The 25,002-nt window shown below is 60.0% G+C and carries 24 protein-coding genes and 1 tRNA gene; 8 read left to right on the top strand and 17 right to left on the bottom strand.

What is annotated here, in order from left to right:
* Positions 1 to 38: 38 nt before the first annotated feature.
* From AB4O08_RS19320 to AB4O08_RS19310, 3 genes are all read right to left on the bottom strand, one after another.
* Positions 39 to 629, bottom strand: a complete 591-nt coding sequence (locus tag AB4O08_RS19320) for a nucleotidyltransferase family protein (RefSeq protein WP_460114281.1) — start codon at positions 627 to 629, stop codon at positions 39 to 41.
* The gene (locus AB4O08_RS19315; protein WP_021491478.1) at positions 626 to 1,612 is read right to left on the bottom strand and encodes an XdhC family protein; all 987 of its coding nucleotides are present in this window, start codon (positions 1,610 to 1,612) and stop codon (positions 626 to 628) included. The genes AB4O08_RS19320 and AB4O08_RS19315 overlap by 4 nt, the downstream gene beginning before the upstream one ends.
* A 140-nt stretch (positions 1,613 to 1,752) precedes the next feature.
* On the bottom strand, positions 1,753 to 3,084 hold the full coding sequence (locus tag AB4O08_RS19310; protein ID WP_010208364.1) for a dicarboxylate/amino acid:cation symporter: 1,332 nt from the start codon (positions 3,082 to 3,084) through the stop codon (positions 1,753 to 1,755).
* Between the two features lie 339 nt (positions 3,085 to 3,423).
* On the opposite strand from AB4O08_RS19310, the gene AB4O08_RS19305 reads away from it, so the two are divergent.
* On the top strand, positions 3,424 to 4,422 hold the full coding sequence (locus AB4O08_RS19305; protein WP_010208362.1) for an AraC family transcriptional regulator: 999 nt from the start codon (positions 3,424 to 3,426) through the stop codon (positions 4,420 to 4,422).
* A 136-nt stretch (positions 4,423 to 4,558) separates the two neighbouring features.
* Here AB4O08_RS19305 and AB4O08_RS19300 read toward each other — a convergent pair whose 3' ends face one another.
* Genes AB4O08_RS19300 through AB4O08_RS19290 form a run of 3 tightly spaced genes read right to left on the bottom strand, consistent with a single transcriptional unit; the run spans position 4,559 to position 6,906 of the window.
* Positions 4,559 to 5,905 (bottom strand): ATP-binding protein, encoded by a 1,347-nt coding sequence (locus AB4O08_RS19300; RefSeq protein WP_010208360.1) that lies wholly within the window; start codon positions 5,903 to 5,905, stop codon positions 4,559 to 4,561.
* Entirely contained in the window at positions 5,902 to 6,579 is a 678-nt protein-coding gene (locus AB4O08_RS19295) for a response regulator (RefSeq protein ID WP_010208358.1), read from the bottom strand. The genes AB4O08_RS19300 and AB4O08_RS19295 overlap by 4 nt, the downstream gene beginning before the upstream one ends.
* A gap of 18 nt (positions 6,580 to 6,597) precedes the next feature.
* Positions 6,598 to 6,906, bottom strand: coding sequence for a hypothetical protein (locus AB4O08_RS19290; protein ID WP_021491477.1), 309 nt, complete (start codon positions 6,904 to 6,906; stop codon positions 6,598 to 6,600).
* A gap of 146 nt (positions 6,907 to 7,052) precedes the next feature.
* Between AB4O08_RS19290 and AB4O08_RS19285 the strand changes: the two genes are divergently transcribed.
* Entirely contained in the window at positions 7,053 to 7,769 is a 717-nt protein-coding gene (locus tag AB4O08_RS19285) for a 4'-phosphopantetheinyl transferase family protein (RefSeq protein WP_176332393.1), read from the top strand.
* Here the strand turns inward: AB4O08_RS19285 and AB4O08_RS19280 are convergent.
* Entirely contained in the window at positions 7,766 to 9,376 is a 1,611-nt protein-coding gene (locus AB4O08_RS19280) for an ATP-binding protein (protein ID WP_176332394.1), read from the bottom strand. The two genes, AB4O08_RS19285 and AB4O08_RS19280, sit on opposite strands and share 4 nt — an antisense overlap.
* Complete coding sequence (locus AB4O08_RS19275; protein WP_010208352.1) at positions 9,373 to 10,098, bottom strand: response regulator; 726 nt, start codon at positions 10,096 to 10,098, stop codon at positions 9,373 to 9,375. Before AB4O08_RS19275 ends, AB4O08_RS19280 begins: the two co-directional genes overlap by 4 nt.
* 553 nt (positions 10,099 to 10,651) lie before the next feature.
* Here AB4O08_RS19275 and AB4O08_RS19270 point away from each other — a divergent pair.
* Entirely contained in the window at positions 10,652 to 13,549 is a 2,898-nt protein-coding gene (locus AB4O08_RS19270; RefSeq protein ID WP_010208351.1) for a ribonucleoside-diphosphate reductase subunit alpha, read from the top strand.
* A 110-nt stretch (positions 13,550 to 13,659) separates the two neighbouring features.
* Here AB4O08_RS19270 and AB4O08_RS19265 read toward each other — a convergent pair whose 3' ends face one another.
* From AB4O08_RS19265 to AB4O08_RS19235, 7 genes are all read right to left on the bottom strand, one after another.
* A complete protein-coding gene (locus tag AB4O08_RS19265) occupies positions 13,660 to 14,736 on the bottom strand; it encodes a hypothetical protein (RefSeq protein WP_031290638.1) in 1,077 nt (358 codons plus the stop codon).
* A 182-nt stretch (positions 14,737 to 14,918) separates the two neighbouring features.
* Complete coding sequence (flgE, locus tag AB4O08_RS19260; RefSeq protein ID WP_010208349.1) at positions 14,919 to 16,229, bottom strand: flagellar hook protein FlgE; 1,311 nt, start codon at positions 16,227 to 16,229, stop codon at positions 14,919 to 14,921.
* Between the two features lie 31 nt (positions 16,230 to 16,260).
* Entirely contained in the window at positions 16,261 to 16,986 is a 726-nt protein-coding gene (gene flgD, locus AB4O08_RS19255; protein WP_010208348.1) for a flagellar hook assembly protein FlgD, read from the bottom strand.
* 16 nt (positions 16,987 to 17,002) lie between these two features.
* Positions 17,003 to 17,446, bottom strand: a complete 444-nt coding sequence (gene flgC, locus AB4O08_RS19250; RefSeq protein ID WP_010208347.1) for a flagellar basal body rod protein FlgC — start codon at positions 17,444 to 17,446, stop codon at positions 17,003 to 17,005.
* A gap of 3 nt (positions 17,447 to 17,449) precedes the next feature.
* On the bottom strand, positions 17,450 to 17,857 hold the full coding sequence (gene flgB / locus AB4O08_RS19245) for a flagellar basal body rod protein FlgB (RefSeq protein WP_010208346.1): 408 nt from the start codon (positions 17,855 to 17,857) through the stop codon (positions 17,450 to 17,452).
* Positions 17,858 to 18,164: 307 nt separating this feature from the next.
* Positions 18,165 to 18,992 (bottom strand): protein-glutamate O-methyltransferase CheR, encoded by an 828-nt coding sequence (gene cheR, locus AB4O08_RS19240; RefSeq protein ID WP_010208345.1) that lies wholly within the window; start codon positions 18,990 to 18,992, stop codon positions 18,165 to 18,167.
* 44 nt (positions 18,993 to 19,036) lie between these two features.
* Positions 19,037 to 19,969, bottom strand: coding sequence for a chemotaxis protein CheV (locus AB4O08_RS19235; protein ID WP_010208344.1), 933 nt, complete (start codon positions 19,967 to 19,969; stop codon positions 19,037 to 19,039).
* Positions 19,970 to 20,061: 92 nt separating this feature from the next.
* Here AB4O08_RS19235 and flgA point away from each other — a divergent pair, with 92 nt between their 5' ends.
* From flgA to AB4O08_RS19215, 4 genes are all read left to right on the top strand, one after another.
* The gene (flgA, locus tag AB4O08_RS19230) at positions 20,062 to 20,826 is read left to right on the top strand and encodes a flagellar basal body P-ring formation chaperone FlgA (RefSeq protein ID WP_032882708.1); all 765 of its coding nucleotides are present in this window, start codon (positions 20,062 to 20,064) and stop codon (positions 20,824 to 20,826) included.
* A 141-nt stretch (positions 20,827 to 20,967) separates the two neighbouring features.
* Entirely contained in the window at positions 20,968 to 21,291 is a 324-nt protein-coding gene (gene flgM / locus AB4O08_RS19225; protein WP_010208340.1) for a flagellar biosynthesis anti-sigma factor FlgM, read from the top strand.
* A 48-nt stretch (positions 21,292 to 21,339) separates the two neighbouring features.
* Entirely contained in the window at positions 21,340 to 21,810 is a 471-nt protein-coding gene (locus AB4O08_RS19220) for a flagella synthesis protein FlgN (RefSeq protein WP_010208339.1), read from the top strand.
* 96 nt (positions 21,811 to 21,906) lie between these two features.
* Positions 21,907 to 22,656 carry a flagellar brake protein gene (locus AB4O08_RS19215; RefSeq protein WP_177004654.1) on the top strand — a complete coding sequence of 250 codons (750 nt, stop codon included), beginning with the start codon at positions 21,907 to 21,909 and terminating at the stop codon, positions 22,654 to 22,656.
* Positions 22,657 to 22,716: 60 nt separating this feature from the next.
* Here AB4O08_RS19215 and AB4O08_RS19210 read toward each other — a convergent pair whose 3' ends face one another.
* Positions 22,717 to 24,102 (bottom strand): MFS transporter, encoded by a 1,386-nt coding sequence (locus tag AB4O08_RS19210; protein ID WP_460114280.1) that lies wholly within the window; start codon positions 24,100 to 24,102, stop codon positions 22,717 to 22,719.
* 269 nt (positions 24,103 to 24,371) lie between these two features.
* Positions 24,372 to 24,448: transfer RNA gene (locus AB4O08_RS19205), tRNA-Arg, on the bottom strand.
* A 325-nt stretch (positions 24,449 to 24,773) separates the two neighbouring features.
* On the opposite strand from AB4O08_RS19205, the gene AB4O08_RS19200 reads away from it, so the two are divergent.
* The gene (locus AB4O08_RS19200; RefSeq protein WP_010208335.1) at positions 24,774 to 25,001 is read left to right on the top strand and encodes a hypothetical protein; all 228 of its coding nucleotides are present in this window, start codon (positions 24,774 to 24,776) and stop codon (positions 24,999 to 25,001) included.
* Position 25,002: the final 1 nt, after the last annotated feature.

Raw genomic sequence — 25,002 nt, 5'->3', positions numbered from 1 at the left:
CTGACCCAGCGCATTCGCGAGCAAGCCCGCTCCCACATTTAGCCCGAGGTGAAACTCAGGGACTGCGGCAGGTCGACATCCCATAACACGCCGGGGTCATTTACCTGCACCTGCCTCACTGCAGCGTGCGCAAACAACGGCTTGGCCCCACGATCACCGGTCAACGCCATCAGCCCCGGCCCAAATGCCTGGCTAAATGCCACAGGATGCCCATATTGCCCATCCTGCATCGGCACACTGATACCGCCCTCCTCCAGCCCATCGATCACCTGCTCAATGCTCGACGACCGAATAAACGGCATATCCCCCAACACCACCAGCCAGCCGTCCGCCGCAGCACTGGCTGCAACCGCCGCCGCAATACTGTCGCCCATGCCGGCTGAGCGCAGCAGCAGGACCTTGCAACCGCAGGCCTCGGCCAAACGAATCACTTCATGACGGTCCGGCGACGTCACCACCCAACGCTCAACCACAGTAGTCGGCAGATTCACCAGCACCTGCTCGATCACCGGCCGCGTCATGCCATCCAGGCCTACACAATCAGCCAGCAACTTATCCTGGCCAGCACCCGCCACGGCGCGGAAGCGACTGCCCTGCCCCGCCGCGAGCACAATCGCAGTGACTGTCACTCAGCCACCACCGGCAATGGCTTCTTCTGCATCGGGGCCACACCGTTCTTGATCGCGACAATTTCCGCCATCAGTGACAACGCGATCTCCGACGGGGTGTGGCTGCCGATATGCAAGCCGATCGGCCCATGCAAGCGGGCGATCGCTTCCGCCGATAACCCCAGCGCGGCGAGGTTTTCCCGACGCTTCTGACTGTTGACCCGCGACCCCAGGGCGCCGATGTAGAACGCCGAGGAGTTCAGCGCCGTCAGCAAAGCCATATCATCCAGGCGCGGATCATGGGTAAGGCACACAATGGCCGTGCGCTCATCGGTCTGGATGTTGAGCACAGCCTCGTCGGGCATGCCCGGCACAAAGCGGCCGTGCTGTTCTTCCCAACCGTAGACGAACTCATCACGCGGGTCGCAGATCAACACCTCGAAATCCAGCAAGCGCGCCATCTCCGCCACGTAGCGTGACAGTTGCCCGGCACCGATCAACAGCAGGCGCCAGCGCGGGCCGTAGATGGCACGCAGGCGTTCGCCGTCGAAGGTGACCACATCGGTCTTGCTTGCACTGCTCAAGGTGACGTCACCACTGGCCAGGTCCAGCTCACGTGCGACGATCTGATGATCTTCACAGCGCGCCAGCAGTTCCGACACCCACGCCCAGTCGCGCACACGCTCTTCGGTCAGGCGCAAGGTGCCCCCACAGGGCAGGCCAAAACGCGCGGCCTCATCGCGGGTAACGCCGTAGGTCACCAACTGGACCGGCGGCCCGTCTGCAGGCAACCGGCCATCCTGCAGGCGTGCAATCAAGTCGTCCTCGATGCAGCCGCCCGACACCGAGCCGATCACCACCCCGTCCCCCCTCAGCGCCAGCATGGCGCCCGGTGGACGCGGGGCACTGCCCCAGGTCTGGACAACGCTGTACAACACCACTCGCTGCCCGGCACGGCGCCATTCGAGCACGCTGCGCAGGACGTTCAAATCCACACTGTCCACATAACCTCCTGCAAGCGTTACAACCTATTCACTTACTGTAAAACAAAAGCTGCCAAAGTAATGCGCCAGAAACGCAAACGCCCCGAACCAGTCGGGGCGTTTGTACGTTGCTGTCGGCGTTAGTTCACGCCAGCAGCGGCTTACTTGACGACAGGTGCAGGGCCTTCGGCCACGCCCAGGTCATCCAGTTCGCGGGTTTCCGAGATACCGGTACCGCCGGACGCCAGCTCGCTTTGCAGCTTGTCGGTGTCCAGTTCCTTGACCCACTTGGCCACAACGATGGTGGCAACGGCGTTACCGACAAGGTTGGTCAGTGCGCGGGCTTCGGACATGAAGCGGTCGATACCCAGGATCAGCGCCAGGCCGGCAACCGGCAGGTGGCCTACGGCCGACAGGGTGGCAGCCAGTACGATGAAGCCCGAACCGGTCACGCCTGCAGCGCCTTTGGAGGACAGCAGCAGCACCAGCAGCAGCGTGATCTGGTGGGTAATGTCCATGTGGGTGTCAGTCGCCTGGGCGATGAACACGGCAGCCATGGTCAGGTAGATCGAAGTACCGTCGAGGTTGAAGGAGTAGCCGGTTGGAATCACCAGGCCTACTACGGATTTCTTCGCGCCCAGACGCTCCATCTTGATCAGCATGCGCGGCAGTGCGGACTCGGAAGACGAAGTACCCAGAACGATCAACAGCTCTTCACGGATGTAGCGGATCAGTTTGATCACGCTGAAACCGTGGGCGCGGCAGATACCACCCAGTACCACCAGCACGAACAGCAGGCAGGTGATGTAGAAGCAGATCATCAGCTGGCCCAGCTGCACCAGGGAACCTACGCCGTAGGCACCGATGGTGAACGCCATGGCGCCCAGGGCACCGATTGGCGCGAGCTTCATGATCATGTTGATGATGTTGAACATCACGTGGGCGAAGCGATCGATGAAGTCCAGCACCGGCTTGCCGTAGGCACCCAGGCGGTGCAGGGCGAAACCGAAGATCACCGAGAACATCAGCACTTGCAGGATGTCGCCGTTGGCGAAGGCGCCGACGATGGTGTTAGGGATCACATTGAGGATAAAGCCGACGATGCTCTGGTCTTTACCGGCGGTGACGTAGGCCGCCACTTTGGAGGCGTCCAGGGTCGCTACGTCGATGTGCATGCCGTTACCCGGTTGCACGACGTTTACCACGATCAGGCCGATCAGCAGCGCAACGGTAGACACGATCTCGAAGTACAGCAGCGCGTAGCCGCCGGTCTTGCCCACCGATTTCATGCTTTGCATGCCAGCGATGCCACTGACAACGGTGCAGAAGATGATCGGGGCGATGACCATTTTGATCAGTTTGATGAACCCGTCACCCAGCGGCTTGAGGGCCACACCGGTCTGCGGGTAGAAGTGACCGAGCAAAATACCGATAACGATTGCAACGATCACCTGGAAGTACAGGGATTTGTAGATTGGCTGACGAGTCGTCATTGCAAAGTTCCTCAATCGTCCCGTGTGGCAAATATCCGCCATTGCCCACGACACTTGAATTGCGAACCCTCCTGCACTGGAGGGATTTGTTGTTTGCGAGCCCTGTAGGAACAAGGCTGCGCTGTAATCCCTATCGCAAACGCCGTGCCACTTTGCTGAAAAGCTCTGAAGGCCCTTAGACATCAGGGCCTGGCGTTTTGAGACGCCCTCCCAGGCAGCGAAACAAGTGGCGGATTTCCGCCCACTCGACCCATCCCGTCCTACAATTTGGCGGATATCCGCCTTGTGACCGCAGCCGGGGCTGGCTACCATCGGCCCCTCCATGGACGAGGCCTCCGCATGCGTGAACGTACCATCGCCAGCCATTACGCCCGTGCGGCCCTCGGCGGGGCGCGTCGGGCCGGCTATGACTACTCGGGCCTGCTGCAACAAGTGGGCATCACCCCGGAACTGCTGACCGAACCCCGCGCCCGCATCGCGCCGGAGCAGTTCACTCGTTTGCTGCAAATGCTCTGGCTGGCGCTGGACGACGAATACCTGGGGTTCGCCGACGGTCCGAGTAAACGCGGCACTTTCGCCATGATGTGCCACGCGCTGATCCATTGCCGCACGCTGGAGAAGGCTCTGGAACGCGGCTTATTATTTTATAGCCTATTCCCACAAGGCCCGCGCTGGCAGCTGACACGCGAAGGCGAAATGGCCCGCTTGAGCCTGGACGACTCGCAGCTATGGGACCCGGAGCATTTCTTGAGTGAGTGCCTGCTGGTGATTTGGCATCGCCTGGGCAGTTGGCTGATCGGCCAACGCATCCGGCTGCACCAGGCCACCTTCAGCTACCCGCAGCCGGCTCACGCCAGCGAATATGACCTGCTGTTTCCCTGTGCCCAGGTATTCGGTGCACCGAACAGCAGCCTGGTGTTTCCCGCGCGTTACCTGAACCTGCCGCTGTTGCAGGATGAACGCACGCTCAAGCACTTCCTGGAACGCTCCCCCGCCGATCTGCTGTCGCGGCCGGACGAAGGCGACAGCTTGAGCAGCCAGCTACGCCGCTTGCTCAGCCGCGACCGCAGTCCCTGGCCGGACCTGGAAGCCGTCGCCCAGCACTTGCACATCAGCCCCCAGACCCTGCGCAGGCATTTGCGTGAAGAAGGCACCAGCTTTCAGGCACTCAAGGATGAGCTGCGGCGGGACATCGCCATCTATCATTTGGGCCGCGCAGATTTGTCGCTGCAGGAGATTGCCGAGCAGCTGGGCTTTTCCGAACCGTCGGCGTTTCATCGGGCGTTCAAAAAGTGGACGGGGCTGACACCGGGGGCTTACCGGGCCCAAGAGAGTTAGAGCTGTATGGCCTGGAAGGGCCCCATCGCGGGCAAGCCCGGCTCCCACAGTGGATCGGGTTTACACATTGTGATTCGAACCCCATCCACTGTGGGAGCTGGCTTGCCTGCGAGGAGGCCCGCACGGCCAGTAACGATCACAAGGCCGGAAAATGAATCTTGAACGCCGCCCCGCCCAAAGGCGAATCGCCCAAGGTCAGCCGTGCACCGTAGCTTTCAATGATGTCCTTGACCACCGCCAAGCCGATCCCCTGCCCCGGATGCTGGCGGTCCAGCCGCTCGCCCCGCTGCAGAATCCGGGCGCGCTGATCCGGTGGCACACCTGGCCCATCATCCTCGATGCACAACTCGCTGCCTTCGAGGTTTTCCGCGAAGCTGATGCGTACCTCGCTCAAACATAAGCGGTAGGCGTTTTCCAGCAGGTTGCCGAGCAACTCCAGCAAAGCGCCCTTCTCGATCGGCACGTCGCACTCTTCCGGCAGCTCAAAGGACACCGTGACACGTTTGTCGCGGTAGACCTTGTCCAGCGTATCGCACAGGCTTTGCAACACCGGCTCCAGGCGCACCTGGTGACGCACCAGGCCGCTCTTGCGCAGGCTGGCGCGTTGCAGTTGGTAGCTGATCTGCTGGCTCATGCGCTCGATCTGCGATTGCAGCACCCAGGCCTGGTCGCGGTCTTCCGGGCGCTGGGCCATGTCTTCGCTCACACCTTGAAGTACCGCGAGCGGGGTTTTCAGGCTGTGGGCCAGGTCGTCGAGGGAGTCGCGGTAACGCGCCCGTTGCTCACGTTCGCTGTGCAGCAAGCGGTTGAGGGAACCGGTAAGGCGCAACAATTCACGGGGGTGTTGTTCGGATAGGCTTTCGCGGGTGCCACCTTCGATCTGGTCAAGTTCCTGGCTCAGGCGCCGCAGGGCCTGCAGGCCCCAAGTCAGGCCCAGCCACAGCAAGGTCAACAGCACCAGCAACGCTGCGCCGAAGCCCAGGTAGAGGTTTTCGCGCAGGCCTTCGAGGGTCAACTGGTATTCGCGCACCGGTTGCAGGGCGACAATACTGAACGCCGCGCTCTTGCCGCCCAGCAGCCGGACCTCGACGTCATAGACGAAGAATTCCTGGCCGTTGGCCTCACGGATCCGCGCGAATTCGTTACCGCGCCCGTCGTAGCGCGGCTTGTAGTTGATGTTTTCTTCCTTGGTCGCCCGCGAACGCCACACCAGATGGCCTTCGCGATCGTAGATATAGCCGAGCAGGCGGCTGTCGGTGAGGTTGAAGCGCTCGTCCGGCAATTGCGCCGGCATCAGCAGGCGGTTGTTTTCAACCCGTGCGGCAGAGATCAGCGTCGTGACGTCCGACGCCAGGCGCTGCTCGATGGAATCCTGCAACGCCAGGCTGAACGCCCCTTGCATGGCGGGCAACAAGCCCAGCATGAACAGCACGGCCAGGGTGGCGGCCGCCAGCATCAAGCGCACGCGAAGCGAGCGAATCAACGGCAGCGCTCGTTGAACAGGTAGCCGAGGCCACGCACGGTGTCGATCGGCTTGAACCCGGCCGGGCCTTCCAGCTTGCGACGCAGCCGGCCGACCAACACTTCGATGACATTCGGATCACGCTCGTCGTCATCCGGGTAGAGCTGTTCCATCAAGCGGTCCTTGGCGACCACCTGCTGGTGATGGCGCATCAGGTACTCAAGGATCCGATATTCGTAGGCCGTCAGCGCCAGGGGCTGTTCGTCGAGGGACGCCTGCTTGCGATTGAGGTCCAGCAGCAACGGGCCCGCAACAATCGTCGACTGGGTAAACCCGCTGGAGCGGCGCAGCAAGGCGTTCATCCGCGCCTCCAGTTCTTCGAACTGGAACGGCTTGACCACATAGTCATCAGCACCGGCTGCCAGGCCTTCGACCTTGTCCTGCCAGTTGCCACGCGCGGTGAGGATCAGGATCGGGAAGGTCTTGGCCTGGGTACGCAGTTGGCGGATCAGGTCCAGCCCCCCCATGCCGGGCAGGCCCAGGTCGATGATCGCCAGGTCATGGTTGAACTGCCCGGTCTGGTACAGGGCCTCTTCGGCATTGGCCACAGCCTCGACCACATGCCCGCTGTCGGTCAGGCGGGTAAACAGGTGATGACGCAGCAGCGCCTCATCTTCCACCACCAGCAATTTCATAAAGCTCTCCAAGGCAAATCAACTGTCCGACAGAGGGATATCATAGCGGCCCTGCAGGTCTTGCGGGCGCAGTTTAGTGCCATTGAACTGGCCCGTCAGGTGTTCATAGCCGGCGCGGTAGCCCGGCTGCGGGATTGCAAGGCCCAGGGACTGGCCCCAGGGCGCGGGTTGGCTGCCCACTTCTTCGAAGCTGACACGCTGGAGCATGGTGCTGGATTTCTTGGTTTTCTCACCGCCGAACGCGGCGAAGGCACCGTCGGCGGCCTGGACCCCGGCGGTGGCACTGAGCATGGTTAACGCCAACATCAGCTGTTTGATCGCAGTCATGGTGATACCTCTATGCGTTTGGCTGTTGCCTTTGTGTGAGTCCCAGACTACGCAGGCGCCCCTGAACTCCCCCTGAACAGGCTCTGAACCTCACCTGAACCGCAGCGGGCTATCCTGTTGCCCATCAACTCGGCAAAATACCGCCCATGAATTCCCTACCCGCTTGCTGCACCCCACTCGACGCCCATTGGCCGCTGCCCGTCCTCTTGCCGGGTACGGTGTTTCTCAGCACCCGCTTTGATCCGGCTTTATTGACGGCCGGCGATTTCCAGCGCAGCGCCGTGCCGCCTCCGGCCAGCATCCAGCGCTCGGTGGCCAAGCGTCAGGCCGAGTTCCTGGCCGGCCGACTGTGCGCCCGCGCCGCGCTGAAACAGCTCGATCACCTCAACTATATCCCCGCCATCGGTGAAGACCGTGCGCCGGTGTGGCCTGCGCATATCTGTGGCTCCATCACCCACAGCACCGGGCATGCCGCCGCGATTGTCGCGCACACGGCGCAATGGCGCGGGCTGGGGATGGACCTGGAGAATGTGCTGACACTGGAGCGGGCGGAGCGCTTGGCTGGGGAGATCCTCACGGCCGATGAACTGCAACGGATGGCGACGCTGCCGCGAGAACAGATCGCACAGCTGGTGACATTGACGTTTTCGGCCAAAGAGAGCCTGTTCAAGGCGCTGTACCCGATCGTGCAAAAGCGCTTCTATTTTGAGCATGCCGAAATGCTGGAGTGGTCCGACGCGGGCCAGTTACGGCTGCGGTTGCTGACAGACCTGTCCAGCGAGTGGTGCCACGGCAAAGAGCTGCACGCGCAGTTTTCGGTGAATGATGGGCAGTTGCTGAGCCTGGTCGCCATCCAGGCTTAGGTTTTCTCCTGACCCCTCGGCCAACTCAGACTGAAGCACGCCCCACCCAAATTGTTGCTCTTGCTGATCAACGCCCGCCCGCCGTGCCAATAGATAATCCGTCGCACGATCGACAACCCCAACCCATGCCCGCCGGAGGCACGGGTGCGGCTGTCGTCCAGGCGCAGGAATGGCGTGAAAATGCGCTCCCAGGCACTCTCAGGCACACCGGGCCCATCATCTTCGACATCGATGCGGCAGCGCACCTGGCCCACCTGATAACTGATCAACACGTGGCCCTGGGCATGACGCATGGCATTGCTCACCAGGTTCTGCAACGCACGGTGCAGGTAACGTGGCTCAGCATCCACCCAGGCATCATCCCAATGGGCCGAAGACAGGCAAATGCCCCGGCTTACGCTGACCTGCGGACGCAGTGGCGATAATTCGCCTATGACCTGATCGAGCAGCGCATCGAGGTCGACCCGCTGGAAATTCAACTCTGGCGAGCCTTGTTCCAGCCGCGCGTAAGTGAGCATTTCATCGACTAGGCCATCGAGGTCCTGGATATCGCTGTCCATGCCTTCCAGGTATTTGCGCCGCGCCTCGGCCGTGGTGGCATCACCAACCATCTCCAGGCCGAAACGCAAGCGCGCCACCGGCGTGCGCAATTCGTGGGACACCGCGCGCACCAGTTCACGCTGGATCGCCAGCAACTGCTGTAAGTGCTCGGCCATGCCATTGAAGGCGGCGGCCAGGCGCCCCACCGAGTCAGCACCACGGGCCGGTACGCGGACTTCCAGGTTGCCCTTGGCGATGCGGGTGGCGGCGGCTTCCAGGCCGCGCAGCCGCCGTTCAAGCTGGCGCACCAACAGATAGACGATCAAACCGATCAGGGTCAGGCCGATCAACGTAATCAGGATCAACCATTGCGCTGGGTAAGGGTTCATTTGATACAGCGGCCCGAGTTCCAGCACCCACGGCGTACCGACCATGCCGGCAAACACGCGGATCGAGTCGCCGCCCTTGCCCAGGGCCATCACCGTGTCGCCTTCCGAGACGCGGCGGCGCTGGTCTTCGTCCATGTCGGCCTGGTCGAGGGTCATCAAATGCATATCGAAGCCAAACCCCTTGGCTTCTTTTATATCCGCCAGGCGCTGCGGCTGTTCAGCCACGGGGAAGCGCACCAGCTCGTCGGCGAGCAGGTAGATCGTCGCACGCGCCAGCTGTTCGCTGATCTGCTGCACTTCCCCCATGAGCACAAGCTGCGCCTGATCATTGACCAAACGCAGCACTCGCGCGGCGTGGGGCCCGGTCTGCTCCACCAGCACCTGGCCGCGTTGCAGGCGATTGCGTTGGCTCAAATCCAGTTGCGCATCGGCCAGGGGGCGCAGTTCCAGCGGGATACCGAGCAAACGCTCCCACACCGCCAGGGCCCGTTGCCGCTCGATGGGGCTCATGGGTTGCAGGTTATCGCCCATCAAGGCGAAGGTGCCGTGGGCCAGGCGCTCGCGGTATTGGCCGCTGCGCACCTCGTTGAGCAGGTGCAGGGCCAGCACGCCGAGCAGGGCCACCAGGATCAGCGCCGCGCACATGCCACCGTAGATGCGCAGGAAGATCGAGTTCACAGCGGCATGTCGGCGGCGGCTTCGGGGACGAACAGATAGCCTTTGCTGCGGATGGTCTTGATCAGGCGCGGGTGGATCGGGTCGTCACCTATCTTGGGGCGTATGCGTGAGATACGCACGTCAATGGAGCGGTCCTGACCGTCATAGCCGATGCCGCGCAGGGCGATGAAGAGTTCTTCGCGGGACAAAATGCGCCCGGCATTGGCCACCAGCAGCCACAACAGGTCGAACTCGGCGCTGGTCAGCTCGATGCCGTCATTGTTCAGCCAGGCTTCACGCAAGGCGTTGTCCACCACCAAGGGGCCGAATTGCAGGCGGCGCTGGTTCTCCACGGCAACCGGTTCGGTCGGTTCGCTACGCCGCAGCAGGGCCTGGATGCGTGCCAGCAACAGGCGCGGGCGCACGGGTTTGCACACGTAATCGTCGGCCCCCATGTCCAGGCCCAGCACCTGGTCCATGTCATCGGTACGCGCGGTGAGCATCAGGATCACCCCGTCATAGCGCTGGCGCACCTTGCGGCAGATGCTCAAGCCGTCTTCGCCGGGCAGCATCAGGTCGAGGATCACCAGGTCCGGCTGTTCGGCGATGATGCGCGCCGCTGCCAGGGCGCCATCGCCTTCCACGGACACCTGCAGGCCATTGCTCTCCAGATACTCACGGGTCAATTCGGCCAGTCGCTGGTCGTCTTCGACTATCAATACCTGCCAGGCTTCTTGCTCCACGGGTGACCTCAATGTCTGTCATAAAAGGCGGGCATGATCTGGGTAACTGCGTAGCCCGATACGGTCGATTGTAGCCACGGGCCAGCCCTCAAACACAAGCCGGGAAATCCATTCGGTGATCGCGTTTTTTTGTGATAGGGTTCGCGCCCTTCGAAAATGGGCAGGTTGTTTTAAGCCCGAAACAATTAATGACAAACGGCGTAATCCAGCAGCAATGCGGCCTACACGCCCATTCAACCTTTCTTACACATTTTACCCACAGCGTTATCCACAGGTTACTGCGTTGCTAACCCCTCAAAAACGCATTATCTTGTACCTCGGCACTGAATAAGACCCTACATGTGGGGTTTTTCAAGAAAGCGCCCAACCACACAAGTGGCAAGAAATTCAAGCGTTTTATTGCTACCGCAGCATGGAACCAACCGATTTTCAGTAGACCAAACCGCTCACGCGGATGGCAGCTGTTTCCCATCCCCGATATGGAAAACGGTACGGGTGTTGCAGGAAGAGCCTGGCACTCGCAATCAAATATAGAACGTGGAGACAACCCCCCATGCAAACCGACACAACTCGCGAGAACCCGCAAGGCTCCGTGCAGCAGGCCGCCGATTCGAACCTGGATCTGTCAGCCACCGCACCCGGCCAATTGCGTGTGATCAAGCGTAACGGCACTGTCGTCCCTTACACCGATGACAAAATCACCGTCGCCATCACCAAAGCGTTTCTTGCAGTTGAGGGCGGCACCGCTGCTGCCTCGTCGCGCATCCACGACACCGTTGCCCGCCTGACCGAACAAGTCACCGCGACCTTCAAGCGTCGCATGCCTTCGGGCGGCACTATCCACATCGAAGAAATCCAGGACCAGGTCGAACTGGCCCTGATGCGTGCCGGCGAGCAGAAAGTTGCCCGCGACTACGTGATCTACCGTGATGCCCGCTCCAAGGAGCGCGCTGTACGTGCCCCGGCTGAAGAAGCCGCCGTACAGGCTCACCCATCGATCCGCATCACCCTGGCCGACGGCACTTTTGCGCCGCTGGACCTGGGTCGCCTGAACACCATCATCACCGAGGCCTGCGAAGGCCTGGAAGAAGTCGACGGTGACCTGATCCAGCGCGAAACCCTGAAGAACCTGTACGACGGCGTGGCCCTGACCGACGTCAACACCGCCCTGGTGATGACCGCCCGTACCCTGGTTGAACGCGAGCCGAACTACTCGTTCGTGACCGCGCGCCTGCTGATGGACACCCTGCGTGCCGAAGGCCTGGGCTTCCTGAAAGTCGCCGACAGCGCCACCCACCACGAAATGGCCGACCTGTACGCCAAGGCCCTGCCTGCCTACATCGCCAAGGGTATCGAATTCGAATTGCTGAACCCGATCCTGGCCACCTTCGACCTGGAAAAACTCGGCAAGGCGATCAACCACGAGCGTGACCAGCAGTTCACCTACCTGGGCCTGCAGACCCTGTACGACCGTTACTTCATCCACAAGGACGGTATCCGCTTCGAACTGCCGCAAGTGTTCTTCATGCGCGTGGCCATGGGCCTGGCGATTGAAGAGAAGCAGAAAGAAGACCGTGCCATCGAGTTCTACAACTTGTTGTCGTCCTTCGACTACATGTCGTCGACCCCAACCCTGTTCAACGCCGGCACCCTGCGTCCACAGCTGTCCAGCTGCTACCTGACCACCGTGCCGGATGACCTGTCGGGCATCTACCACGCGATCCACGACAACGCCATGTTGTCCAAATTCGCCGGCGGCCTGGGCAACGACTGGACCCCGGTGCGTGCACTGGGTTCGTACATCAAGGGCACCAACGGCAAGTCCCAGGGCGTTGTGCCCTTCCTGAAAGTCGTGAACGACACCGCCGTTGCGGTCAACCAGGGCGGCAAGCGCAAAGGCGCTGTATGTGCCTACCTGGAAACCTGGCACATGGACATCGAAGAGTTCATCGAGCTGCGCAAGAACACCGGTGATGATCGTCGTCGCACCCACGACATGAACACCGCCAACTGGATCCCTGACCTGTTCATGAAGCGCGTCTTCGATGACGGCAAATGGACCCTGTTCTCGCCATCCGAAGTCCCGGACCTGCACGACCTGACCGGTAAAGCCTTCGAAGAGCGCTACGAGTACTACGAAGCCCTCACCGAATACCCAGGCAAGGTCAAGCTGTTCAAGACCATCCAGGCCAAAGACCTGTGGCGCAAAATGCTGTCCATGCTGTTTGAAACCGGCCACCCATGGCTGACCTTCAAAGACCCGTGCAACCTGCGCAGCCCGCAGCAGCACGTGGGCGTGGTCCACAGTTCGAACCTGTGCACCGAGATCACCTTGAACACCAACAAGGACGAGATCGCCGTTTGCAACCTGGGCTCGATCAACCTGCCGAACCACATCGTCAACGGCAAGCTGGACACCGCCAAGCTGGAGCGCACCGTCAACACCGCAGTACGCATGCTCGATAACGTGATCGACATCAACTACTACTCGGTGCCACAGGCGCAGAACTCCAACTTCAAGCACCGTCCAGTGGGCCTGGGCATCATGGGCTTCCAGGACGCGCTGTACCTGCAGCACATTCCTTACGGTTCGGATGCTGCGGTCGAGTTCGCCGACAAGTCCATGGAAGCGGTCAGCTACTACGCGATCCAGGCTTCCTGCGACCTGGCCGACGAGCGCGGCGCCTACGAGACGTTCCAGGGTTCGCTGTGGTCCAAGGGCATCCTGCCGCTGGATTCGCAACAGATCCTGATCGAAGCCCGTGGCCAGAAGTACATCGACGTTGATCTGAACGAAACCCTGGACTGGGCGCCGGTACGTGCCCGCGTGCAGAAAGGTATTCGCAACTCCAACATCATGGCCATCGCACCGACCGCCACCATCGCCAACATCACCGGCGTATCGCAGTCGATCGAACCGACCTACCAGAACCTGTATGTGAAATCGAACCTGTCGGGCGAATTCACCGTGATCAACCCGTACCTGGTTCGCGACCTGAAAGCCCGCGGCCTGTGGGACTCGGTCATGATCAACGACCTGAAGTACTACGACGGTTCCGTGCAGCAGATCGAGCGCATCCCGCAAGAACTCAAAGAGCTCTACGCGACGGCCTTCGAAGTGGACACCAAGTGGATCGTTGACGCCGCCAGCCGTCGCCAGAAGTGGATCGACCAGGCCCAGTCCCTGAACCTCTACATCGCCGGCGCTTCGGGCAAGAAGCTGGACGTGACCTACCGCATGGCGTGGTACCGTGGCCTGAAAACCACTTACTACCTCCGCGCCCTGGCCGCGACCAGCACCGAGAAGTCGACCATCAACACCGGTAAGCTGAACGCTGTTTCCAGCGGTGGCAACCACGGTGATGATTCGGTGCTTGCAGCGCCAGCCGGCCCGGCGCCAGTGCCAAAGGCCTGCGCGATTGACGAGCCGGATTGCGAAGCTTGCCAATAAGCTGAGGCAGTTCCGGGTTTAATCACCCGGAACTGAAAAACCCCCGATATACCCCGGATTCACTGGGGTTTATCGGGGGTTTTTATTGGCCAGGACGAAAGACCGGCACCTCAGAACAACACGGTCGCCATACCCGACTGGGGCACCCCACCGCGTCGACCCCACAACTCAATTCGACCATCGATCACCGCCATCGAATGGCCTCCGTACTCCACCGTCCCCACCTTGCTGCTTCTCAAATCAGAGTCTGTCGCCGGCCTGTAGTGCCCCTTAAGACCCAAGCGGTTTAGCCCCTCGCGCGAGCCCTCACCATCGTTGAGGCTGTTCATTGCAGCCTGGAAGCTTCGCCCCGCCGTGCCATCGTTGTTTTCCATCTGTGCCCGCTTCGCGCTCGCTGCATACATGAAGTTGGCGTCCGTGATCATCTGCGGATCATCTCCCTTGAAACGAGCTTGAGTGGCAGCCTGCCTCAATTCATCTTTAGTAAAAGAAACCTTGACCCCATCTCGCATGGTCACGTCATAGCCACTGCCCGTCTCCCTCACCTCTTTGAACACGTCGGTGGGTTTCTGCCCGAACTGCATCATCGCGGCCTTGATTGACGAAACAGTCACGCAGTTTCCATCAGGCCCCTGGCTGAATCCGCTCCAGATATTGTCTGGCTTTTTACCTGGGTTACTGTTGTCAGGTTTGTAGTTGAAATATTTAGCACCCTCGGTAATGGGCTTGTTGCTCATGACGTCGGCGGGCCCAAAGCCTTGCGGGTTGACTCTATTGCCGCCTCCGCCTCCTCCACCCCCTCCGCCTCCACGTGGAGAGGGTGCTGGAGAGGGCGGCTCCAAAGGCGAATCATCTGGAAATAGATCCGGAAACAGGGCCTTCAGCCACGCCCACCAGGCATCAGCCTTATCTTTCTTCAGCTCCTCAAGGACCTCCTTGAATTTCTCGTCACCCAGCTCCCCTCGTACTTTATTCAGCTTGTCACGCAGATCCCGTACGACCTGGCTCTTTGACGTTTTCTCGGCATCTTCAATTTCTTTGAGCAACTGACTGATAGCTTGTTTATTGGACCCTACGTCCTGCGTTGTAGTGTCCGAACGACGTGCATCTAGCGGGTAACTCCCACCCCAGGCAACGTTGCGACGTGCACCTCCAGCCTCTTGGGCGGATGCTGACGAACTCCACATACCAAACCCTCCCCATATGATCCAAACGGCCTACGCCTGAATGAGTGGAAGGAGCGATGTGATACGTTCCGGTAGTCGCGCGTCATCCCCTGACTACAGCAACGGTGGGAAAGGTCCTAAGGCCAAATGACACGCAAAAAAAAGCCCCTCTTTCGAGGGGCTTTCTATAGAGCGCTACCGCATCACGTCATCTGAATGATGGTCTGCATGATGGTGCTCTGGGTGGAGATGGTCTTGGCGTTCGCCTGATAGTTGCTCTGGGCCTTGATCAGGTCTACCAGCTCGTTGGTCAGGTTGACGTTGGAGTTCTCCAGGGAGTTGGCCACGATCGAACCCAGGGTGCCCGCTTGCGGGGTGTCGTAACCTGGCTGGCCCGAAGCGAAGGTCTCTCTCCAGGAGGTACCGCCGGCAGGCTGCAGGCCTTGTTCGTTGTTGAAGCTGGCCAGGGAGATCTGGCCGATGGCCTTGCTCTGCTGGTTGCTGAACGTTGCGAACAGTACGCCGTTACCGTCGATTTTCAGGCCGGTGATCTGGCCGGTGGCATAGCCATCGGTGACCGGTGGGTTGCGGTAGGTGGCCGAGTTGTACTGGGTGATGTTGGCCATGTTGACCGCGATACCGGTCGGGTTGGCATTGGCGCCGTTGGCCTTCCACACACCATCAGTCACAGTTCCAGGGACCCAACCGGTGATGGTCAGGGTCTTGTCGGACACACCGCCGGTCACGACACTGGTCAGCTTGCCATTGCCATCAAAGGTCAGTGCCGACGGTACTGGCGGGGTCGACGGAGTGCCGGTTGGCGCCGAACCGTTAGGGTTGCGGCCATCGATCAGGGTGTAGGCGTTCCACTTGTTACCGTCGGTTTTCACCAGGTACTGCACCATCGGGTGCGCGTTACCCTGGGAGTCGTACAACGTGGTGCTGTACTGGGTGGTAAAGGTGCTGGTGTCGTTCGGGTTGAACGGCTTGGCCGTCTGGTCGATCACCGGCTCCGAGGAGTTCAGGTTACTGGTGGAATCTACCTTGGTGGACGCCTTGGGCGGCAGGTTCGACAGGTTCAGTTGCAGGTCGGTCAGGCCGCCTTTGATGATCTTGCCGTCCGCATCCGCCGCATAACCTTGCAGGCGCGAAGTCCCGGTGTTGTTGGTGATGTAGCCGTCTTTGTCGGCACGGAAGGCACCGCTACGGGTGTATTCCAGCGAACCGTCGCTGCCCTTCTGCACGAAGAAGCCGCCGCCCTGGATCGCCATGTCCAGGATACCGCCACTACCATTGACGTCGCCCTGGGTGAACTGCTGGGACACGGCCGCCAGGTTCACACCGTTGCCGATGCTGTTCTGGCCGGTGCCCAGTTTGGAGGCGGCGTAAATGTCCGCGAACTCCGCACGGGACGACTTGAAGCCCGTGGTCGCCACGTTGGCGATGTTGTTGCCGGTCACGTCCAGTTGTTTGTTGGCCGCATAGAGCCCGCTAAGGCCGATATTAAAAGACATGTTTCTCTCCCTCTGCCGTATTTAGCCGGCTCTATGTACCGATAGTCTGAATTTGCGACAGCTTGACGCTGCCCATGCCGCCTGCCAGGTTCAGCAGCATTTCGCCGCCGGTCTTGCTCAAGGTCACGCTCGTTACCGTTGCCGGCAGCGAAGTGCTCAGGGCGACGGCATCACCCTTGTCGTTCTTGGTGGTGGCATTGAAGGTGTAGGTGCCCGCAGGAGCGACCTCACCCTTGTCGTTTTTGCCATCCCAGATAAAGCTCTGGGTACCGGCGCTCTGGGCACCCATTTCGATGGTGCGCACCACATTGCCGTCTTTGTCAGTGATCTTGACGGAGACATTGCCGGTCGCCGCTGTGACATCCACCGATCCGGTCATGCTCTTGCTGGTATCAACCATGGCCTTGTCGGTCTGGATGATGATCGAGCGCCCGACCAGCGACGACGCCTGCAGCGCTTGCGACGAGCTGAAGTTGCTGGAGATCGCATTCACCGAATCATTCAGGGTGTTGATGCCTTCCAGGCTGCTGAACTGCGCCAGCTGGGCCACGAACGCGCCGTTGTCTTGCGGCGACAGCGGGTTCTGGTTTTTCAGTTGGGTGACCAACAGCTGCAAGAACGCATCCTTGCCCAGCGATTGTTTGCCCGTGGCCTTATTGGCAGCGTCAGTGACGCTGCTGTTGTCCTGGGCAGTTTTGACCTTGGAATTGAAAAGGTCCTGGACTGGCGTGTTGTTACTCGTATCAACGATGGCCATTATTTGGCGCCCCTTATCACTGACCCAGGGTCAGGACCTTCTGCATCATGGTTTTGGCAGTGTTCATCATTTCCGCGTTGGTCTGGAACGAGCGGCTGGCGGAAATCATGTCGGCCATTTCCTCGACCACGTTGACGTTCGGGTAATAGACATAACCCTTTTCGTTCGCGGCGGGATGGTTGGGTTCGTAGCGGGCTTCAAGGTTGCTCTGGTCTTCGACCACACCCAGCACTTGCACGCCGGAGCCTGCGGCCCCCTGGTCCTGGAACAACGAATCACTGCCACCTGCCTGGCCGCCCTGGAACATGGTGGCGAACACCGGGTGACGGGCGCGGTAAGTCTGGTCAATGCTCGAAGACACGGTCTCGGCGTTGGCGATGTTACTGGCGACGGTGTTCAAGCGCGTGGTCTGCGCGCTCATGCCACTGCCGGCAATATTGAAAACACTGGACAGGGACATGGCTTACTCTCCACGCAGGGCTGACATCAGCCCTTTGAATTTGCTGTTAAGCAGGGTGAAGCTGGCCTGGAAGTTCACCGAGTTCTCGGCGTAGGCCGATTGCTCCAGCTGCGCGTCGACGGTGTTCTGGTCGATCGACGGCTGCATCGGCGTGCGATACAGCAGAGACTCGTCACCATTGCTCAGGCCTTGCGCTTCGATATGACGGCTGTTGGTCATGTTCAAGGCGAAGGTGCCGTTCTTGGTCTTGTCCTGCTGTGCAGCGAGCACGGCGGAGAAGTCCAAATCCCGAGCCTTGTAGTTCGGGGTGTCGGCGTTGGCAATGTTGTTGGCCAGGACTTCGGCACGCTGGGCGCGGAAGCCCAGGGCTTGTTCGTGGATACCGAGCGCTTTATCGAAGCTGATGCTCATGGTGGAAACCTTTAAGGGCTGACCTGCTGTTCGTTAACTGGGTTATAGCAAGGTGCATGCCAATCTACTGAAGGCCAGTAAATCAAGGGCTTGAGGGGAGATTGCCGGGTGGCAATGCCAGAAAAGCGGCAAACGCTTTCCGCGTGGCGCCAGTAAAGCGGCAATGGGGGGTTGCCGCTATTGGGAGGGTTGCCGCAAAACAAATGTGGGAGCGGGCTTGCTCGCGAATGCGGTGGAGCAGTCAACTTATCTATGACTGACAGACCTTATTCGCGAGCAAGCCCGCTCCCACATTTAGGTTTGCGTACTATTTGGCCTGGTAAATGATCCCAGGGCTGCACTGCACCATCTGATAATGGTCCGGCAGACCATTTAGCGCTTCCGAAGCGCCGAGGAACAGATAGCCGCCGCGCTTGAGCGTGCCATGGATGCGCAGCAGGATGTCTTTCTTCACTTCGGCCGAGAAGTAGATCAGCACGTTGCGGCAGAACACCATGTCGAACTTGCCCAGGCTGGCGTAGCTGTCGAGCAGGTTGAACGAGCGAAATTCCACACGGTTCTTGATCGGCGCCTTGACCGCCCAACGCCCAGCCCCTTTCGGGTCGAAGTAACGTTGCAGGCGTTCCTGGGACAAACCACGGCCCAGGGCCAGGCTATCGTACTCGCCGGTCTTGCAATTGGTGAGCATGGTGCCGGAGAGGTCGGTGGCGACAATTTGCGCTCCGGCCTTCAACTGGCCCATGTTGGTCCGCTCGAACTCATCGATGGACATCGAAATCGAGTAGGGCTCCTGCCCCGAAGAGCAGGCGGCCGACCAGATCCGCAGGCGCTGGCCCGGGCTGGCCTTGATAGCCTCCGGCAGCACTTTGTTCTTGAGCACTTCAAAGGGGTAGGTGTCACGAAACCACAGGGTTTCGTTGGTGGTCATGGCATCGACCACCATCTCCTTGAGCCCGCTGCGCGGCTGCCCCTGGATGCGCTGAACCAGCTCACCCAACGACTTGATGCCCTGCTGCTCCATCAGTTTGTTGAGACGGCTGGATACCAGGTACTGCTTGTTTTCACCGAGCAATATGCCACAGGCTTTTTCCAGGAAGACCCGGAACTGCTCGAAATCCAAATTACCCGTAGACAATGATACCGCCTCTTAAATCGTGTGACCGCCAGGGGAAATGCCCCCTAGCCGTGATCTGCTGCCTTGATCCGGTCGACTACCCGGGATGCCAGGTCATCAGGACGGAATTTGGCCAGGAAGTCATCGGCACCGACCTTCTTGACCATCGCCTGGTTGAATACCCCCGACAACGAAGTATGCAGGATGATGTGCAATTTTTGCATGCGTGGATCGTTGCGTATCTCGGCCGTGAGGGTGTAGCCGTCCATTTCCGGCATCTCGATGTCGGAGATCATCATCAAGAATTCTTCTTCCGGCTTCTTGCCGTCGTCCACCAGCTTGCGCAGGTAATCCAACGCTTGGCGACCGTCGTTGAGGGCCACTACCTCCACGCCGACGGTCTGCAGGCAACGGGTCACCTGTTTACGCGCCACCGAGGAGTCGTCCACCGTCAGCACCCGCAGGGAAACGGCCTTGTGCGCGGTTTCGGCGTCCACCACCCCCACGGAAATCGTTTCCGAGGTCGGCGCCACTTCGGCGAGGATCTTCTCCACGTCGATGATTTCCACCAACTGGTTATCCACCCGTGTCACCGCCGTGAGGTAGTGATCGCGACCGGTGCCCTTGGGCGGCGGATGGATCTCTTCCCAGTTCATGTTGACGATGCGCTCCACCGAGCGCACCAGAAAACCCTGGGTCTTGGTGTTGTACTCGGTAATGATAACGAACGGGCTCTCACGGTCCTGCAATCCTGCCGAACCCGTGGCCAGGGCCAGGTCAAGAATCGGGATCGTCGCACCACGGATGTTGGCAACGCCACACACCACCGGGCTGGACTTGGGCATGATCGTCAACTTGGGGCATTGCAGCACTTCCCGCACCTTGAACACGTTGATGCCATACAGCTGCTTGCCATCCAGGCGAAAAAGCAACAACTCCAGGCGATTCTGCCCTACCAGCTGTGTGCGCTGGTTTACTGAATCCATTACTCCTGCCATGCCTTGACTCCCACGCTGAACCTTTGGCCATACCTATAAGGGCAGTGACGCGCACCAACGCTAAACGGCACGGCCTTTGCTATTTATTGGTCATGGATATTAAAACGACAGTTTCCCGACGCCCCATCCTGACACGGTTTCGCAGATTGCTCTGCGCACCGCTGGTGTTGCTTGCCCTAGGCCTGGGCACTACGGCCCGTGCGGACAACGTCACCTTGCCTGATCTACTTATCGGCGTCACCCAAGGCTTTCTTGAGTTCACTGTAGAAGATTATCTGGCGACCACCCAGACACCGGGGCGTTATGAAATCCAGGTCAACCAACTGGACCCGCGCTTGCGCATGCCAAAGTGCGACAAGGAATTGACAGCCACCCTGGAAAGCCCCGCTCAGCCGATTGGCCGGGTGACGGTCAAGGTGCGCTGCGACGGCGCCTCGCCCTGGACGGTGTTCGTGCCGGCCCAGGTGAAGCTGTTCCGTGATGTAGTGGTGGTGGCTCGCCCACTCAAGCGCACCGGGATCATCGATTTTGAGGACGTTGTACTACGCGAACGCGACATCAGCATGATCAGCCAGGGCTACCTGACGTCCCTCGACCAGGCCATCGGGCAAAAATTGACCCGACCAGTGGTCACTGACCAAGTCATCACTCTGGTGCATCTTGAGCAAGCCGAGGTAATTCGCAAGGGCGACCAAGTGGTGATTTCCGCCAGCAGCGGTGCGCTTCAAGTGAAGATGCCGGGGGAAGCGCTGTCCAACGGCGGCATGAGCGAACAGATTCGCGTCAAGAACCTCAACTCCAACCGCGTGATCAAAGCGCGGGTGACAGCCCCTGGGCAAGTCGAGGTCGCGTTATAGATTACTGGTACAGGACGCTGGGTTTTCCTACACTGTGCATGAGAAGTGCCGTGCGGAGATTTATTGTCATTCGCGCCTAAAGTTTGTCCGGGTATGGCCGAAAACATGGCAAGCGTCCAAATACCCAGAGGTTTTTTGATCATGGTCATCGATTTCAGTCGTTTAAATAACACCCCGACCACGTCGGCCCCTACGCGAGCTACTGGCACCAAGGACAGCGTAGAAGCCAAGGCCCAGCCACTGCCTGCCAAGGCGGAACAGGCCAGCGCCAGCCAGAGCGGGGAATCCGTACACCTGAGCAATGAGGCTCAACAGTTGCAGAAGGTCACTGACTCGCTGCGCGATCAACCGGTGGTCAATAAAGCCCGTGTGGCCGAATTGAAACAGGCAATCGCCGATGGCAGCTATCAAGTCGACAGCAACCGTGTAGCCAGCAAGCTGCTTAATTTCGAAGCCGAGCGCTAGGCAAAGGCCTGCGCCGGGCTTTTGGACGCTTAAACCCCAAGGCCAGCCATGCATCACGACGAAAATCTGCTTCAACTGATCATTGATGATCTAGCGCCGACACAACAGCTGCTCGAGCTGCTCAGGGAGGAATCCCTGGCCCTCTACGGCCGAGACATGCCCCTGTTGGAAGAAATCCTGGCGCGCAAGCAATCGCTGATTGTCCTGCTGGAACAGCACGGCAAGAAACGCAGCCAGATCCTGACCAGCCTGGGCCTGCCGGCAGACCATGACGGCCTGGCACAGTTGGCCAGCCACTCCACGGTTGGCGATCAATTGCTGGCCCAGAGCAAAGAACTCAATCAATTGCTCACCCAGTGCCAGGAAGCCAACCTGCTCAACGGTCAGTCGATCCAGCTTCAGCAAGCCACGACCGCCAACCAGTTGCGCATACTTCACGGCGGCGAGCCCCCGGCGCTTTACAACGCTCAAGGCTCCACCTCGCGCCTGGTCAAGCCAAGCACCCGCAGCCAAGCCTGACGCCGGATTACAGCGCGACCTATCCAAGGCGCGCCACATACTGGCAAAATGCCCGCTCTTGCGTGTAGTCGTATTTTGTCTGGAGATGGAAGAACCGTGTTCAACGCCCTTAATGCGGAAGATGCTCCGCAGCCACCCAAGGTCCTCACCACCCCTCTGGAAATCGCCAGCACTTTGCGGATGCTGCAAGACAGCCATGACCCGCTGATCATCACCTTCCATGAACGCAGCCAGCGCTTCCAGAGCTACCTGGTGGACGTCAATCGGGACAGCGGCACCCTGGCCCTGGATGAAATGATCCCCCGTGACGGCGAACGCTACCTGGAAAACGGTGAACCCTTCCGCATCGAAGGCTTCCACGAGGGTGTACGCGTTGCCTGGGAAAGCAACGGCAGCCTGAGCATCAGCGAAAAGGACGGCCACCGCATCTACACCGGCAGCCTGCCCGACGAAGTGGTCTACCATCAGCGCCGCAATGCCTTCCGCGCTGCCTTGAAGCTGGCACAACTGGTCAACATCGAGTTGGGCGGCGAGAAGCTCAAGGCGCCTATCAGCGGCAAGCTGCTGGATATTTCCGCCACTGGCTGCAAATTGCGCTTTGAAGGGGATATCTCCGAGCGCCTGCAGTTGGGCCAGGTCTATGACCGTTTTATCGCCGCCCTGCCCTTTGGCAGCATGACCACCTCTGTCGAACTGCGTTACCTGCACTTCGAAGAGAAGATCAACACGACCTTCGCCGGCGTGCGCTTCCACAACATGAGCGGCTTGGTGCAGCGCCAGGTCGAGCGGTTCGTGTACCAACTGCAACGCGAAGCACGTCGCTTCGACAAAGACGACGATTTTTAACACTTAAAGATCGCGGCAAAAAAAACGGGCAGATCCTGATGGGATCTGCCCGTTTTGCATTCAGGGGCGCGCCCTGCTCAAGTCGTGAGGATGCTCGTCTGGCCCCACAGGCTCAGGCGGCCCGACAAAGGCTGGCTCCTCCACTTCTGGGGCCGGCTCGGCTTCCGGCTCAGGTTCCGGGACCGCAGTTTGCATTTGCTCCTGCACCACCGCCTCATCCACCCGCGGATCAAGTGCCGCTACCAACGGCGAGCTGGACATGCTGTCGGGCATCGCCACGTGGTGCAACGGTGCATCGTCCACCTGATGCAGGTTGGTCACCGCTTTGGGCCGAATACGCCACACCAGGATCAACGCACACAGGCTGAAAAACGCATACAGCATCTGGCTGCCGAACAGCTTCATCACCACACCGGCGAGCAACGGCCCGATACTGGCGCCGACGCCGTAGGTCACCAGCAGCATGGCCGTGAGCGATACACGGCGATCACCTTCCACATGGTCGTTGGAGAACGCTACCGCCAGCGGATAAAGACAGAACTGCACCAGGGAGCAGACGAAGCCCGCGACAAACAGCACTTCCAGCGGCACCTGGGTCAATATCGCCAGCGGCAACGCCGCCACTGCAAGGCACAGGGCAAAGCAGCGGATCAGCAGCGCGCGATCATAGCGGTCCGACAGCCAGCCCAATGGCCACTGCACCACCAGCCCGGCAAAAATGCAGCTACCCATGAACAGGCCCACTTGCTCGGTGGTCAAGCCCTGTTGAGAAGCGTACAGCGGCGCCAGACCGTAGAACGAGCCGACGATCAACCCCGCCCCAAGCACAGTACTCAGCGACTGCGGCACGCGCTTGATAAAGAAGCGCGGCTCCATCGGCGCAGGATGCAGAGGCGCCGGGTGAATCCGTCGCGTCATGGCCACCGGCACCAGGCACAGGGCAAAGCACAGCGCGACCAGCATCAGCAATTCAAGACCGAGCTGAGGGTGCATGACCAGGATCAGTTGGCCGAGCACCAGGCCCAGGTAGGACGCGATCATATAGCCGCTGAACACCACACCACGCTGCTTGGCGTCGGCCTGCTCATTGAGCCAGCTCTCGATGACCATGTACTGGCACATCATGCCCAGGCCCACGATTACCCGCAGCACGATCCAGGCCGGCAACCAGTCGACCAGGCCGTGGCCCAACACCGCCGCGCCGACGATCCCGGCACAGGTGGCGTAAGCACGAATATGCCCGACCCGGGCAATCAGGCGGTGCCCGATCTTGCCGCCCAGGACCAGGCCAAAATAGTTGGCCGCCATCAGCGCACCGACCCACAGGCTGTCGACGTGGTCGGCCGCCAGGCGCAATGCCAAATAAGTACTGAGCAGGCCGGAGCCGATCAGCATCATCAAGGAGGCGAAATAAAGGGCTCGAAAAGATTTCCAGATCTGGCGCATCGGCGTTCCGAGCGGCTCCTTGCGGTGAGAGACAGGGCTATCGGCATGATAGTCCGGGGTGACTGGGTCCGGACAGGCGGTAGGCGCTGTTTCCGGGGATTATTTTGCTTAAAGACTCAGACGCTGTCCGGCTGCTCGCGGGATACACAGATTGCTATAAATACACGATGCCAGTGGTGTGAACCCAGAACCCAGGCAAGGTTCGACTCATCTTCGGAAAGCGCCCACAAAAAAGCCCCGCCAGAAGGAACTGTGCGGGGCCTTGTATCTGGTGTCCCAGGGCCGGTTCGAACGGCCAACCTTCCCCTTAGGAGGGGGATGCTCTATCCAATTGAGCTACTGGGACAAATGACAGCCGTCGTGCTGTGAGTGTGGCGACGGACGGCGTGCATGTTAACGGCCGAGGTGGGTTTTGTCATGTCGTCCGTGGGCTTTTTGAGTGTAGGCCGATAACTGCCTGATTAATCGTGAATCGGCCCCGGAAACACGGGCCCTTGAACCTATCGTGCAAAATGCACTCCACCAAAACGCCACCATTGCAAATTGCAACCTTTCAGGGCTTTAAAGTAGACTCAACTATCTGATTTTATTGAGTTATTAGATTGGCACGACACCTGCAACAGTTCTCCTACAAACCCAATAAGCCACGGCGTTAAGCGGAGAACATGACCATGAACAGTGCCCTTCTGTTAGCCCTCAACACCGTAGCCTTGGCTGCATTGCTGATGTTTCATTTTCAATCGACAGGCAGCAACGATCCCGCACAGATCAGCCAGGCAGTGCCCCATCACTTGCAACAACGCCCGCAACTGGCGGTGATGACACCGACTGCGCAATCGCCTGTACGCCTGACCCAAGACACTCAGTCCGCACCCGCTTCTGAACACTGGGTTTTCTGAG

The organism is Pseudomonas sp. H3_E07 (genome assembly GCF_054668895.1).
The sequence above is the reverse complement of the archived record's forward strand: the minus strand, read 5'-3'. Positions and strand labels throughout refer to the sequence as shown.

Bases quoted from the DNA above. Each gene is read 5' to 3' on its own strand.
- flgC (WP_010208347.1), bottom strand. From the start codon at position 17,446: ATGTCCCTGTCCAGTGTTTTCAATATTGCCGGCAGTGGCATGAGCGCG.
- AB4O08_RS19310 (WP_010208364.1), bottom strand. From the start codon at position 3,084: ATGACGACTCGTCAGCCAATCTACAAATCCCTGTACTTCCAGGTGATC.
- flgM (WP_010208340.1), top strand. From the start codon at position 20,968: ATGGTCATCGATTTCAGTCGTTTAAATAACACCCCGACCACGTCGGCC.
- AB4O08_RS19265 (WP_031290638.1), bottom strand. From the start codon at position 14,736: ATGTGGAGTTCGTCAGCATCCGCCCAAGAGGCTGGAGGTGCACGTCGC.
- flgE (WP_010208349.1), bottom strand. From the start codon at position 16,229: ATGTCTTTTAATATCGGCCTTAGCGGGCTCTATGCGGCCAACAAACAA.
- AB4O08_RS19220 (WP_010208339.1), top strand. From the start codon at position 21,340: ATGCATCACGACGAAAATCTGCTTCAACTGATCATTGATGATCTAGCG.
- flgD (WP_010208348.1), bottom strand. From the start codon at position 16,986: ATGGCCATCGTTGATACGAGTAACAACACGCCAGTCCAGGACCTTTTC.
- AB4O08_RS19200 (WP_010208335.1), top strand. From the start codon at position 24,774: ATGAACAGTGCCCTTCTGTTAGCCCTCAACACCGTAGCCTTGGCTGCA.
- AB4O08_RS19290 (WP_021491477.1), bottom strand. From the start codon at position 6,906: ATGACTGCGATCAAACAGCTGATGTTGGCGTTAACCATGCTCAGTGCC.
- flgB (WP_010208346.1), bottom strand. From the start codon at position 17,857: ATGAGCATCAGCTTCGATAAAGCGCTCGGTATCCACGAACAAGCCCTG.
- AB4O08_RS19305 (WP_010208362.1), top strand. From the start codon at position 3,424: ATGCGTGAACGTACCATCGCCAGCCATTACGCCCGTGCGGCCCTCGGC.
- flgA (WP_032882708.1), top strand. From the start codon at position 20,062: ATGGATATTAAAACGACAGTTTCCCGACGCCCCATCCTGACACGGTTT.
- AB4O08_RS19270 (WP_010208351.1), top strand. From the start codon at position 10,652: ATGCAAACCGACACAACTCGCGAGAACCCGCAAGGCTCCGTGCAGCAG.
- AB4O08_RS19210 (WP_460114280.1), bottom strand. From the start codon at position 24,102: ATGCGCCAGATCTGGAAATCTTTTCGAGCCCTTTATTTCGCCTCCTTG.
- AB4O08_RS19295 (WP_010208358.1), bottom strand. From the start codon at position 6,579: ATGAAATTGCTGGTGGTGGAAGATGAGGCGCTGCTGCGTCATCACCTG.
- AB4O08_RS19285 (WP_176332393.1), top strand. From the start codon at position 7,053: ATGAATTCCCTACCCGCTTGCTGCACCCCACTCGACGCCCATTGGCCG.
- AB4O08_RS19235 (WP_010208344.1), bottom strand. From the start codon at position 19,969: ATGGCAGGAGTAATGGATTCAGTAAACCAGCGCACACAGCTGGTAGGG.